Source organism: Delftia sp. DT-2, from assembly GCF_028401915.1.
Classification (GTDB): domain Bacteria; phylum Pseudomonadota; class Gammaproteobacteria; order Burkholderiales; family Burkholderiaceae_C; genus Comamonas; species Comamonas tsuruhatensis.
Genome location: NZ_JAQOTI010000025.1, coordinates 1 through 12,958, shown reverse-complemented (window position 1 = coordinate 12,958; position 12,958 = coordinate 1). Strand labels below are relative to the sequence as shown.

Here is a 12,958-nt window from a genome sequence, read left to right as displayed (position 1 = left end):
CAGCGCAAAAATCAGAACAGCTTCACCAGCGCCGGAACGCTCAGCACGGCCGTGTAGTAGCCCATGAACTGCACGCCGGTGTTGAAGCCGAAGCCGCGCGACGGCAGGCCGCCGAGCAGGCCCGGCAACGGCCGTTCCCCTGCGCCATGCGAGATTGCAGGTCGAAACGCGAGCGGTGCTGGCTCAGCCGGCCTGAGCCAGCCCCCGGGCCTGCGCGCGCAGCAGCGCGATGAAGCGCTGCTGCTCCTGCGTGGGCGCGTCGTCGGTGCGGGTGAGGATGCCGAAGGGCGCCATGGGCACGTCGATGCAGACCGGCAGCGCCCTGACCAGGCCCATGCGCAGATAGTCCTTGAGCGCGGATTCGGACAGCAGCATCACGGCATCGGTCAGCTGCACCAGTTGCTGCATGGAGTACACCGAGCTGCATTCGATGATGTCGGCCGGCGCGGGCAGCTCCAGGCGCTGCAGCAGCTGGTCGAGCGCGATGCGCGCAGGGCTGGTGGCCGGCTGCAGGATCCAGGGCCAGTCGCGCACCAGTTCCTCCCAGTCGAGCTTGCGCCGGCGCGCCAGCGCATGGCCGCTGCGCACGACGAGCAGCAGCCGCTCGTTGCCCAGTTCCTCGAAGCTGTAGCCGCTGCTGTCTGCCGTGGGGCTGCGCCGTGCAATGGCCAGGTCGATGCGCCGCTGGTCCAGCAGGCGCAGGATCTGGTCGCTGGTGTCGCCCATGATGCGCAGGCGCAACTGCGGGCTTTGCGCCTTCATGCGGGCCACGGCAGTCATCACCAGGTCGGGTGCTGCGCCCATGATGGTGCCGATGGACAGGTAGCCGTAGCCGCCCTGGCGGCGCGCGGCCAGGTCCTCGGCGCAGCGGTCCAGGCTGTTGAGCGAGGCCTCGGCAAACCGCACCAGCTGCGCGCCCAGCGCCGTGGGCCGCATGCCGCGCGGCAGGCGCTCGAAGAGCTGGCAGCCGAACATGTCCTCGATCTCGCGCAGCATGCGCGTGGCTGCAGGCTGGGACATGGCCAGGCTCAGCGATGCGCGGTGCAGGTTCAGGCTCGATCCCAGCGCCACCAGCATGTGCAGGTGCTTGTAGCGCAGACGGTTGAGCAGGCTGCGGTGCAGCACGGGCGGGGCGGATTCGGGCGGCTTGTCTGGCATAAGCGCAAGGTATCGGATGTGACCGAAATTCGATTTGTTGAGCATCGATCATGCGCCGTACATTGGCCCTGCGACAAGAAAAAACAGACCCAATCCAGGAGACAAGACATGCACAGCCCATCGCCTGTTTCATGACGCGCTGACGCGACCGGCCCCCAAGCCGCAGCCGCCTCTCGCCTTCCGAAAAAGCACGCCTTCCGCGCCCCCATTTTTGTGGGCGTGATGGCTCTCCATCGCCTTCAGGACCGTCATGAAAAAACTCCCCGCTCCCCTGCTCGCCAGGATCTCCTGGCGCCTGCTGCCCTTTTTGCTGCTCATGTACATCATGGCCTTCCTGGACCGGGCCAACGTGGGCTTTGCCAAGGTGGCCTTCCAGGCCGATACCGGCATCAGCGATGCGGCCTTCGCCTTTGGCGCGGGCGTGTTCTTCGCAGGCTATGCGCTGCTGGAAGTGCCCAGCAACCTGATCATGCACCGCGTGGGCGCCCGCATGTGGATGTGCCGGATCATGGTCACCTGGGGCCTGGTGTCGGCGGCCATGATGTTCGCCCACGACCAGACCACGTTCTATGTGCTGCGCTTTTTGCTGGGCGTGGCCGAGGCGGGGTTCTTCCCCGGCGTCATCCTGTACCTGACCTACTGGTTCCCGGCAGCGCACCGCGCGCAGGCCATGGGCTTTTTCTACTTCGGCGCGCCGCTGGCCTTCATCTTCGGCAGCCCGCTATCGGGCCTGCTGCTGGAGCTGGACGGCATCGGTGGCTGGCACGGCTGGCAGTGGCTGTTCGCGGTGGAGGGGCTGATGGCGGTGGCCGTGGGCATCTGGGCGTATTTCCACCTGGACAACCGCCCCGCCGACGCCACCTGGCTCAGCCGCGAGGACAAGGCGCTGCTGCAGGACATCCTCGACAGCGAAGAGCGCGCCAAGGGCGGCCACGGCCACAGCCTGCTGGCCGCGCTGTGCCAGCCGCGCGTGCTCTACCTGGCGCTGATCTACCTGCTGATCCAGGCCAGCGTCTATGGCGTGGTGTTCTATCTGCCCAGCCAGGTGGCGGGCCTGCTGGGCACCAAGGTGGGCCTGCTGGTGGGCGTGGTCTCGGCCATTCCCTGGCTGTGCGCGCTGCTGGCCGCCTGGTGGATTCCGGGCCATGCCGAGCGAACAGGCCAGCCGCGCGGCATCGCCAGCCTGACGCTGGTGATGGCTGCCGTGGGCATGGCTGCATCGGTGAGTTTCTCCAGCCCCCTGCTGGGTGTGGCCGCGCTGTGCCTGGCGGCGGCCGGTTTCATCGCCGTGCAGCCCGTGTTCTGGACCTTTCCCGCCAACACGCTGGCCGGCGCTGCGGCCGCTGGCGGCATCGCCTTCATCAACTCCCTCGGCGCCGTGGGGGGCTTCACCGCCCCCATCGTCAAGAACTGGGCCGAGGGCTTTTTCCACTCCCCGGCGGCCGGCCTGTACCTGCTGGCCGGCACCACGCTGCTGGCTGCGGCCCTGGTGCTGGGCGTGCGCGCACGCCTGGCGCCGGCCTTGGCCGCACCGTCGGCCGCCTGAACCACTTGCACACGGAGCACAACCATCCCATGACACAGATCCCCACCATCAAGCAGGTGCGCGCCTTCACGCTCAAGGGCGGCGGCGCCGACTACCACGACCAGTCCGACGGCCACTGGATCGACGACCACATCGCCACGCCCATGGCCAAGTACCCCGAGTACCGGCAAAGCCGCCGCAGCTTCGGCATCAACGTGCTGGGCACGCTGGTGGTGGAGATCGAGGACAGCGCCGGACGCGTGGGCTTTGCCGTGACCACGGGCGGCGAGCCTGCGGCCTACATCGTCGAAAAGCACCTGGCGCGTTTCCTCGAAGGCGCCCGGGTGACTGACATCGAGCGCATCTGGGACCAGATGTACCTGTCCACGCTGTACTACGGCCGCAAGGGCATCGTCATCAACACCATCTCGGGCGTGGACCTGGCGCTGTGGGACCTGCTGGGCAAGGTGCGCGGCGAGCCCGTGCACCAGCTGCTGGGCGGCGCCGTGCGCGACGAGCTGCAGTTCTACGCCACGGGCGCGCGGCCCGACCTGGCACAGAAGATGGGCTTCATCGGCGGCAAGATGCCGCTGCACCACGGCCCGGCCGAGGGCGAGGAAGGGCTGCGCCGCAACCTGCAGGAGCTGGCCACCATGCGCGAGCGCGTGGGCCCGGACTTCTGGCTCATGCTGGACTGCTGGATGAGCCTGGATGTGAACTACGCCACGCGCCTGGCCCAGGGTGCGCAGGCCCATGGCCTCAAGTGGATCGAGGAGGCCCTGCCGCCCGACGATTACTGGGGCTACGCGGCCCTGCGCAAGAACGTGCCCACCGGCATGCTGGTGACCACGGGCGAGCACGAGGCCACGCGCTGGGGCTTTCGCCAGCTGCTGGAGATGGGCTGCTGCGACATCATCCAGCCCGACGTGGGCTGGTGCGGCGGCATCACCGAGCTGCTCAAGATCTCGGCCCTGGCCGATGCCCACCAGGCCCTGGTCATCCCGCATGGCTCCAGCGTCTACAGCTACCACTTCGTGGCCACGCGCCACAACAGCCCGTTTGCCGAGTTCCTGATGATGGCCCCCAAGGCCGACGAGGTCGTGCCCATGTTCCATCCGCAGCTGCTGGGCGAGCCCGTGCCCGTCAACGGCCGCATGCGCCTGTCGGCGCTGGACAGGCCTGGCTTCGGCGTGGAGCTCAATCCCGAGTGCGCCTTGCACCGCCCGTACACGCACTGAAGGAGCCCCCCATGCAACTGCCTGCCAACCCCTTCAAGGCCGCGCTGCGGCGCGCCGAGCCGCTGTACGGCATCTGGGCCGGCTTTGCCACGCCCTATGCGGCCGAGATCATCGCCACCACGGGCTACGACTGGATGCTGGTCGATGGCGAGCATGCCCCCAACACCGTGCCCACGCTGCTGGGCCAGCTGCAGGCCGTGGCGCCCTATGCCACGCACCCGGTGGTGCGCGCCGTGCAGGGCGACACCGTGCTCATCAAGCAACTGCTGGACGTGGGCGTGCAGACGCTGATGGTGCCCATGGTGGAGACGGCCGAACAGGCGCGCGAGCTGGTGCGCGCCATGCGCTACCCGCCCCATGGCGTGCGCGGCGTGGGCGGCGGCCTGACGCGGGCCACGCGCTGGGATGCCGTGCCCGACTACATCCGCACGGCGCATGAGCAGCTGTGCCTGATCGTGCAGATCGAGTCGCCCCGGGGCGTGGCCAATGCGGCCGAGATCGCGGCCGTCGATGGCGTGGACGCCGTCTTCATCGGCCCCGCCGACCTGTCCACGGGCATGGGCCATGCGGGCGACGCCAGCCAGGGCGAGGTGCAGGACGCCATACGCCGCACCGTCCAGGCCACGCTGGCTGCCGGCAAGGCCTGCGGCATCCTCGCGCCGCGCGAGGAAGATGCGCGCCGCTATGCGGACTGGGGCTGCCGCTTCATCGCCGTGGGCATAGACATCAGCCTGCTGCGCCAGGCCGCGCTGGCCAATCTGGGGCGCTATCGCGCCACGCAAGCCACGGACCAGGCGGCCCCTGCATCCCGCACCTACTGAACCCAAGGAGAACTCCATGGCATCCCTTCCCGTGCTGCGCAATTTCATCGCCGGCAGCTTCACCGACAGCGCCGAACTGCATGAGGTGACCAACCCCGCCACGGGCGCGGTGCTGGCGCGCTCGCCCCTGTCCAGCCAGGCCGATGTGGACCGCGCCATCGCCGCCGCGCGCGGCGCCCACAAGGCCTGGGCGCGCCGCCCGGCCGTGGAGCGCGCACAGTACCTGCGCCGCGTGGCGGCCCGCATCCGCGACAACGCCGCGCGCATTGCGCGCACCATCACCGAGGAGCAGGGCAAGGTCCTGGGCCTGGCAGAGGTCGAGGTGAACTTCACCGCCGACTATCTGGACTACATGGCCGAATGGGCGCGCCGCATCGAGGGCGAGGTCATCACCAGCGACCGGGCCAACGAGCAGATCTTTTTGCTGCGCAAGCCGCTGGGCGTGGTCGCGGGCATCCTGCCCTGGAACTTCCCCTTCTTCCTGATCGCCCGCAAGATGGCGCCGGCCCTGCTCACGGGCAACACCATCGTCATCAAGCCCAGCGAGGAAACGCCCATCAACTGCCATGCCTTCACCGAGCTGCTGGCCCAGTGCGAGCTGCCGGCCGGCGTGTTCAACGTGGTCTATGGCCAGGGCGGCACGGGCGCTGCGCTGGCCGGCCATGCGGGCGTGGATATGGTCAGCTTCACGGGCAGCGTGGCCACGGGCGAGCGCATCGCCGCAGCCTCCGCGCCCCACATCACCAAGCTCAACCTGGAGCTGGGCGGCAAGGCCCCGGCCATCGTGCTGGCCGATGCCGACCTGGACCTGGCCGTGCGCGCCATCCACGACTCGCGCATCATCAACACCGGGCAGGTCTGCAACTGCGCCGAACGCGTCTACGTGCAGCGCCAGGTGGCCGACGAGTTCACGGCCCGCATCGCCCAGGCCATGGCAGCCACGCGCTACGGCGACCCGATTGCGCGGCCCGACGTGGAAATGGGCCCGCTGATCAACCAAAAGGGCCTGGACAGCGTACAGGCCAAGGTGCGCCAGGCCATCGCCGACGGCGCGCAACTGGTCACGGGCGGGCAGGCCGCAGACCTGGGCGCGGGCTTTCACTTCCAGCCCACGGTGCTGGCCGGCTGCCATGCCGGCATGGAGATCATGCGCAAGGAAATCTTCGGCCCCGTGCTGCCCATCCAGGTGGTGGAGGACCTGGACGAGGCCATCGCCCTGGCCAACGACTGCGAATACGGGCTGACCTCGTCGCTTTACACGCGCGACCTGTCCAAGGCCATGCAGGCCATGCGCGAGATCGACTTCGGCGAGACCTACATCAACCGCGAGAACTTCGAGGCCATGCAGGGCTTCCACGCGGGCGTGCGCAAGTCCGGCGTGGGCGGGGCTGATGGCAAGCACGGCCTGTACGAGTACACGCACACGCACGTGGTGTACCTGCAGGGGTGAGCCAACGGCTCGCCTATCGCTTCACGGTGGCTGACGTTATGAACCGGGCAATGGTGCTGGAAACCCCGGGCACTAGCGGCAGCCCCTCCTTGTCATAGGTTGCAAGATTGGCAGCGCGATCGTTGGTCTCCACCTTCTTGAGCACATGGTTGGTTGCGGGCAACAGCACAAGCTTGGCGTTCGGTGCAGCCTTGGCCAGACGCTGAGCATCCTTTGGCTTGATCTGCAGGTCGCGCTCACCTTGAATGATGAGCACGGGTTTGGAATAGCCCGCTATCAGGCGAGCGGGGTCCAGCGCGAAGGTGTTGATGAGAAAGCCTTGTACGCTGGCATGGAACATGGTGTTGAGCGGCCTGTCCATCTGGCGGGTATCCACGCGCCTGCCTGCTTCCAGCGCATCGATGACCGGTAACGCCTGGTCCAGGATCGGTGCATTGGCGGGGTCTTCCTTGAGCTGTTCCCGAAGCGTCTGCCCCATTGGGCGACCAGGAGCTGCTACCAATATCAGTCCGCAGATATCGGAGCGGCCCTGACCAGCCTCCAGAGCGACCAGTCCACCTTCACTGTGTCCCAGCACCCAGACGCATTGGGCACCGGTCTCGCTGCGGATGGCGTCCACCCAGTGGTGCACATCTTCGGCATAGGCTTGGATGGTCACGGCATTGGGGTCCTCCACGGCCTTGTAGCTTTCGAACATGCCACGTTTGTCGATGCGTACGGTGGCAATGCCCTGGGTGGCCAGTTCCTGTGCGAGCAGTTGGTAGGTCGAGGCTTTGAGGCCGAACGGGCTGTTGCCGTTGCGGTCGGTGGGGCCTGAGCCGGGGACGATCAGTACGACCGGCGGCGCGCTTTGGCTCGGCATCAGCAGAACACCCCGCAGTGGGTCAAGTGGCCCCGTTGCCTGCAGCGGCTTTTCGCCAAGGACGGCCGTGGCCGGTGCGGCCATGGTGGTGCTTGCGCAGATGGCGGCCGCCAGGCCGAGGAGTAGAGCTTTCATGGGAAAGGCCGCAGAGTTGATCTGCGTGCCATTGGAGCATGCTTGTCTGTCGGCCCTGTCAGGTCGAGGCCGCGCGCTTGCGGTTGCGCGGCGCCTTGGGCGGCGGGCTGCTGGCCTCCAGCTCCCGCGCCCGGGCGCGGATGCGCGCAAAGGCGCTGGCCATGGCCTGCAGCTCGGGCTCGGGCACGGCGTCCATGAGCTCGCGGTTGATGGCCTGCACCTGCGGGAACAGCTCGGTATGCAGGGCGCGGCCCGTGTCGCTCAGGCGCAGCAGTGCGCGGCGCGCATCGCCCACCTGGCTCTCTTTCCACACCAGGCCCTTGGCCAGCAGCGCCGTGACCGCGCGCGAGGTGCGCGTGCGGTCCAGCTGCGCCTGCTCGGCCAGCTGCGAGGGCTGCAGCTGCCCGGCCTCGGCCAGCAGGCAGAGCATGCGCCATTCGCGCCGCGTGATGCCGTAGCGGCCCTCGCACAGGCGCACCACGCGGCTGCCAGCGGCCGCCTGCAGCCGCGCCAGGTGGTAGAGGAACACGTCGTCGAGCACGGCGGGGTGGCGCCAGCGGTGGAGGTCGGTCATGGACTCGCGGGCCGGTTTCGGGTTTACGCTAGGGATGATGGATTAGATGCATTGTCGGCGGCCTGCGTACATTGGCCGCAAGACAACGACAAGGAGACAAGTATGCCCAGCCCCCTCGCAGCCCTGGCGCGTGCCGCCCTGGCTTTGGTCGCCGCCGGCCTGTGCGCGGCGCCCGCCCTGGCCCAGGAATGGCCCAAGGCCAAGCCCATCCGCATCGTCGTGCCCAATCCGCCGGCCGGCCCGTCCGACATCTCGCTGCGCCCCGTGGCCGCCGCCATGCAGGCGGCGCTGGGCCAGGCCGTGGTCGTGGACAACAAGCCGGGCGCCAACGGCAACATCGGCGCGGCCGAGGTCGCGCGCTCCGCGCCCGATGGCTACACCTGGCTGTGGGCCATGGACCCCGTGCTCACCGTCAACCCCCATGTCTACAAGAACATGGGCTACAAGGCCGACGCGCTGGAAACCCTGGTCGTGGCCGCGCGCTTCTCGCAGACCCTGGTCTGCGGCCCGGGCACGGGCTTCAAGTCGGTCAAGGACATGGTGGCCGCCAGCAAGACGCGCGAGCTGACCTATGCCTCGGGCGGCGCGGGCTCGCCGGGCCACCTGGTCATGGAATCGCTGCTGGCTACCTCGGGCGCCAAGATGGTCCATGTGCCCTACAAGGGCCCCGCGCCGGCCATGCAGGACCTGCTGGGCGGCCAGGTGGACTGCGGCTTCCTGGCCGGCCCCACGGTCTTGCCCCAGGTCCAGAGCGGCAAGCTGATCGCCCTGGCCACCTCGGGCAAGACGCGCTCGGCGCTGGCGCCCGAGCTGCCGACCATTGCCGAGTCGGGCTTTCCCGAGTTCGACGGCACCTTCTGGATTCTGCTGGCCGCACCCAAGGGCGTGCCGCCTGCCGTGCAAAAACGCTTTGTCGACGCCATGAACGAGGCCATCCGCGCACCCGAGCAAAAGGAACGCGCCAAGGCCCTGGACATCGAGATGGTCGGCTCCACCGTGGCCGAGGCCCAGGCGCGTGCCAAGGGACAGTCCGCGCAGTGGGCCGCCCTGGTCAGGCGCATCCACCTGACCAACGACTGAAGCCGCCACCAGGGCCTGTGGCCCTGAGGCACCGCCGTTTTGGCGATACTCCCTTTCCCAACGCATCCACTGTCTCCTGGCTCCCATGGCAACCCAGCGCCCCAATCTGATCTTCATCCTGGCCGATGACCTCGGCTATGCCGACCTCGGCTGCACGGGCGCGCGCGATGCGCACAGCCGCGCCACCGATGTCTCGCCTCGCCTGGACGCCATGGCCGCGCAGGGCATGCGCTTCACGCGTGGCTATTCCAACTCGGCCGTGTGCTCGCCCACGCGCTTTGCCCTGGCCACGGGCCGCTGGCAGTACCGCCTGCGCGGCGCGGCCGAGGAGCCGATCGCCAGCGTCCACGGCGACAAGGTGCTGGGCCTGCCGCCCGACCATCCCACCGTGGCCTCGCTGCTGCGCGACGCCGGCTACGCCACCGCCCTGGTCGGCAAATGGCACCTGGGCTACCCGCCGCATTTCGGCCCGCGCATGTCGGGCTACGAGGAGTTCTACGGCTTTCACGCAGGCGGCGCCGACTACTTCGCCCACTGCGACCCGCGTGGCCGCCCCGACTTCTGGATCAACGAGGAGCCGCACGAGGAAGAGGGCTATCTCACCGACCTGCTGAGCCGCCGCGCCGTGGACTTCGTCGAGCGCCAGACGGCCGACAAGCCCTTCTACCTGTCCCTGCACTACAGCGCCCCGCACTGGCCCTGGCTCACGCGCGACGACCTGGCGGAATCGCGGCGCATCGGCGGCTTCGGCAAGCACACCGACGGCGGCACCATCGAGACCTACCAGCGCATGATCCACCACATGGACGAAGGCATTGGCTGGGTGCTGGATGCGCTCGAGAAAAAGGGCATGGCCGAGAACACGCTCATCGTCTTCACCAGCGACAACGGCGGCGAACGTTTCTCCAACAACTGGCCCTTCATCGGCCAGAAGATGGACCTGCTCGAAGGCGGCATCCGCGTGCCCCTGCTGGCGCGCTGGCCTGACCGCATGCCGGCAGGCGCCGTCAGCGACACGCCCAACCTGACCATGGACTGGTCGGCCACCTTCCTGGCCGCCGCGGGCGTGGACGGCCACGCCGACTACCCGCTGGACGGCGTCAGCCTGCTGCCCCTGATGGAAGACGGTACCTGGAACCCCGAGCGCGACCTGTGCTGGCGCATGAAGCACCGCGCCCAGCGCGCCCTGGTGCGCGGCGACTGGAAATACCTGCAGATCGAAGGCGTGGAATACCTCTTCAACGTGGCCCATGACCCGCGCGAACGCGCCAATCTGCGCGACCGCGAGCCCCAGCGCCTGGCCGAGCTACGCGCAGCCTGGCAGCAATGGGATGCTTCACTGCCGCCCATTCCGGAAGAAGCCAAGGTGTCGCTGGTGTTCAGTCGGCAGGATCTGCCTTCGGCGACGTTTTGAGGGTGTGTGTGCCCGCAGGCTGTGGGCGATAAAACAAGGCAGGCCTTTGGGCCTGCCTTGTTTCCTGATTACTGGTACGTCCTGACCATGCCCGCCCGTGCGGCCTCCGAGTTTTCGCACATGTCCTTGGCCTGTTTGTAGAGGGCCTGGGCCTTGCTCTTGTCCTTCTCCATGACTTCGTAATGGCTGGCCTTGGCAAGCACCAGGTTGTATTGGAGATAGCTGGCGCTGGCCGAAGGCAGCGACTTCACGGCCTGTGACACCATTTGGTCCAGGCCCTCCAAGGACCCGCCCCAGCGCGGGCTCAGGTAATTGAGGGCATTGACGCGGGCCGCCAGGTTCTTGGGATCGGCCTGATCGGCCGCCTGCAGCCACTGCGCCGCAGTACGTCCACCCACCTGGTTTTCCATCGCGGCCAATCCAATCAGCATCGTCTGCGGCAAGGCCGAGCGGGCATCCAGCGCCATGGCCTTTTGCAGATACGGCTGGGCCTTCGCGCTGAGCTGCTTGACAGTGTTCCACTGGCTGCCCGTCACCCTGGAGGCCGGCGCCTCGCCACGGGCGCCAAATGCCTTGTTGCCGTAATAGAGGCCCGCATTGAGCTGGGCAAAGAACGACTTGGGCTGCTGATCCGCCCACATGCGCATCACGTTCTCTTCCTGCAGGCTCAGTTGCTGCAGTCCCAGCAGATCCCGCATGGTCAACAAGTCCCCGCCCGAGGAAGAAAGATTCTTCTTGTGCCTGCGGGCCAGTTCCTTGTCCAGCGCCTCGAACTTGAACTCGCTGAGCAGTGCAGCCCTCTCGGACTCTTCCAGAGTGGCATTGCCATCGGGAATCAGCGGGCACTGCGCGGCGTAGGTGGCAGTGGCTGCGGAGAGAGACAGGGTGGCGAGCAGGATGCGGATCAGGGTTTGGGTGGTTTTTGCGGTCATGTGTCCCTCTTGGAAATGGTTGTGTTATTTAATGATTTAAAACTAATAAGCCAATATTTATTTCTCCAAACTCCTGTTTAAATCAAAGTGCCGTGAGAAATAGAAGCAGAACAATAAAAAATGGAAGAAGATATGCTGCAAGGAACATTATTGCATCGCCATTCTTCCAGAAGAGCTTGTAGCCATGCTCGTACAAGAATGCGAAGAAAACTGCAGTCTGAAATAAATTCCCAATAAGACTGAACTTGGAATTGTATAAGTTAGAAGATATAAGAAGAAATAGCGTGATGTAAAATAATATTGCAAATACCCTAGTCATTATTCCGTAAACCCAGTGATGGAATTATATTGATTCATGAATAGATAATCGGAAAGCAATCGCTGAAGCAATGAATGGTTCAAGAGCTATTTGCAATATTAATTAAATCTCATGGGTCGATTAATCGCCGCCGAATATGCTTTTGACGTTTGTTGAAAAATGAATAATCAACCCAAAAATTCCAAGAATAGCTCCAATCAAACCAACAACGGCACCGCCTCGCGGTAACCATAAAAAAGCCAGAATACCACCGACGACAGCCGTTAAAACACCTATTATCATAACTAATATTCCATATTCATTTTTGTATATTTTCATCACAATTGATTCTTCGTGCATGTAGTTGAACATGTGCATGTTTGATATCCGATGGATGTTCCCTCCATCAACATCGTCTGTGCCTTTACCGTAGAGTAATGCTTCCATCTGCCCTTTCATCACCAGGCAGACCCTGTAATAATGCTGTCGTTGCCCAAAAGGACCTCATATGTCGCTCTCAGAAGTTGACCTCAGGAAATTCCATATTATTTTTAATATTCAACTTTTACCAATCGGTCCGAAGAGAAAATAAATCTAACATCACCGTACCATATTAGATCATTTTCCATTTTTATTTGAGAGTTAACTGCTTTTTTATTGATGGATGAATTCTTTAACTTATATGCAATCTGCTCCATATCCATTCCTCTCCATTCGCGCTCGATGAGTGAAATGACATTATCAATATCTGCACGCGCTGATTCACACCCTTGATTTGAGTAAGATAATGTTATTGATTTATCGACAACCGAGTATGCCAAGTAAATAATCACCAAAATTAGCGCAATTATCAAGATAAATGATTTGTTTATTTTCATAAAATTATTGACCTGCTTTGGCGGCATCTCTTGCCCGTCGTCTTGGGGTAGTTTAGAGCCAATAATTCCTTTTGCATTTGGGTTGTATATACCGTATTCAAAGTATTGTGTTTTCACTGAAGTATCATATGTCAACACACCACTATGCCCACCAAGCCACGTGCTTGTTTTACCTTCGGCGTACTCCACCGGATAATCTGGAAAATTAACAACGTAGGCTTGCTGTAAGCCTAACGAATCTATCCACCCCGTGGGATTTACAGGGTAGATATAGTGATTATTGCCTCCCATCAACCCAATCGGATCCTGATTGATGTAGCTCCCCACCATCGGCTCGTAATACCGATGCCGGTTGTACTACAGCCCCGTCTCCCTGTCATGGTGCTGCCCCGGCAGTCGGATCGCCTGGTGGATGCCCTGCGGCTTGTATTCCTGCAGCACATTGCCTCAGGGCCCAGCTTTGCGGCCCAGGCCACCTGGCCTGTCTGGTCCGTCAGGGCCATGGGTGTGCCTAGATGTCGCATCCCGTACGATCATATGGTCGCTTGTGAAACAGGTGCGGGTGGGTCTGGTACCAATCTTTCATGGCCTGC

The 12,958-nt window shown here is 64.2% G+C and carries 12 protein-coding genes and 1 pseudogene; 6 read left to right on the top strand and 7 right to left on the bottom strand.

Features of this window, described 5'->3' with window-relative positions; translation table 11 throughout:
* Window positions 1-183: 183 nt before the first annotated feature.
* On the bottom strand, window positions 184-1,158 hold the full coding sequence (locus PO605_RS29080; protein WP_231574529.1) for a LysR family transcriptional regulator: 975 nt from the start codon (window positions 1,156-1,158) through the stop codon (window positions 184-186).
* Between the two features lie 250 nt (window positions 1,159-1,408).
* On the opposite strand from PO605_RS29080, the gene PO605_RS29075 reads away from it, so the two are divergent.
* From PO605_RS29075 to aldA, 4 genes are read left to right on the top strand one after another with little or no spacing between them, the layout of a single operon-like run.
* Entirely contained in the window at window positions 1,409-2,704 is a 1,296-nt protein-coding gene (locus PO605_RS29075; RefSeq protein WP_047474141.1) for an MFS transporter, read from the top strand.
* 29 nt (window positions 2,705-2,733) lie between these two features.
* On the top strand, window positions 2,734-3,921 hold the full coding sequence (gene rhmD / locus PO605_RS29070) for an L-rhamnonate dehydratase (RefSeq protein ID WP_016452099.1): 1,188 nt from the start codon (window positions 2,734-2,736) through the stop codon (window positions 3,919-3,921).
* 11 nt (window positions 3,922-3,932) lie between these two features.
* Window positions 3,933-4,742, top strand: a complete 810-nt coding sequence (locus PO605_RS29065) for an HpcH/HpaI aldolase family protein (protein WP_047474140.1) — start codon at window positions 3,933-3,935, stop codon at window positions 4,740-4,742.
* 16 nt (window positions 4,743-4,758) lie between these two features.
* On the top strand, window positions 4,759-6,192 hold the full coding sequence (aldA, locus tag PO605_RS29060) for an aldehyde dehydrogenase (protein WP_272207249.1): 1,434 nt from the start codon (window positions 4,759-4,761) through the stop codon (window positions 6,190-6,192).
* 13 nt (window positions 6,193-6,205) lie between these two features.
* Here the strand turns inward: aldA and PO605_RS29055 are convergent, their stop codons facing one another.
* Complete coding sequence (locus PO605_RS29055; protein WP_016452096.1) at window positions 6,206-7,189, bottom strand: alpha/beta hydrolase; 984 nt, start codon at window positions 7,187-7,189, stop codon at window positions 6,206-6,208.
* Window positions 7,190-7,247: 58 nt separating this feature from the next.
* Window positions 7,248-7,763: a MarR family winged helix-turn-helix transcriptional regulator gene (locus tag PO605_RS29050; RefSeq protein ID WP_272207248.1), complete on the bottom strand. Its 516-nt coding sequence runs from the start codon at window positions 7,761-7,763 to the stop codon at window positions 7,248-7,250.
* A 102-nt stretch (window positions 7,764-7,865) separates the two neighbouring features.
* On the opposite strand from PO605_RS29050, the gene PO605_RS29045 reads away from it, so the two are divergent.
* Window positions 7,866-8,843: a tripartite tricarboxylate transporter substrate binding protein gene (locus PO605_RS29045; protein ID WP_047471119.1), complete on the top strand. Its 978-nt coding sequence runs from the start codon at window positions 7,866-7,868 to the stop codon at window positions 8,841-8,843.
* Window positions 8,844-8,928: 85 nt separating this feature from the next.
* On the top strand, window positions 8,929-10,257 hold the full coding sequence (locus tag PO605_RS29040; RefSeq protein WP_047471117.1) for a sulfatase family protein: 1,329 nt from the start codon (window positions 8,929-8,931) through the stop codon (window positions 10,255-10,257).
* A gap of 68 nt (window positions 10,258-10,325) precedes the next feature.
* Here the strand turns inward: PO605_RS29040 and PO605_RS29035 are convergent, their stop codons facing one another.
* The 4 genes and pseudogenes from PO605_RS29035 to PO605_RS29020 all read right to left on the bottom strand — a co-directional run.
* Complete coding sequence (locus tag PO605_RS29035; RefSeq protein ID WP_047471115.1) at window positions 10,326-11,189, bottom strand: DUF4034 domain-containing protein; 864 nt, start codon at window positions 11,187-11,189, stop codon at window positions 10,326-10,328.
* Window positions 11,190-11,628: 439 nt separating this feature from the next.
* The gene (locus tag PO605_RS29030) at window positions 11,629-11,934 is read right to left on the bottom strand and encodes a hypothetical protein (protein ID WP_156136020.1); all 306 of its coding nucleotides are present in this window, start codon (window positions 11,932-11,934) and stop codon (window positions 11,629-11,631) included.
* 104 nt (window positions 11,935-12,038) lie between these two features.
* Complete coding sequence (locus PO605_RS29025; RefSeq protein WP_442855477.1) at window positions 12,039-12,482, bottom strand: Imm58 family immunity protein; 444 nt, start codon at window positions 12,480-12,482, stop codon at window positions 12,039-12,041.
* Window positions 12,483-12,590: 108 nt separating this feature from the next.
* Window positions 12,591-12,895, bottom strand: a pseudogene (locus tag PO605_RS29020) (RHS repeat-associated core domain-containing protein); the annotation flags it as partial.
* Window positions 12,896-12,958: the final 63 nt, after the last annotated feature.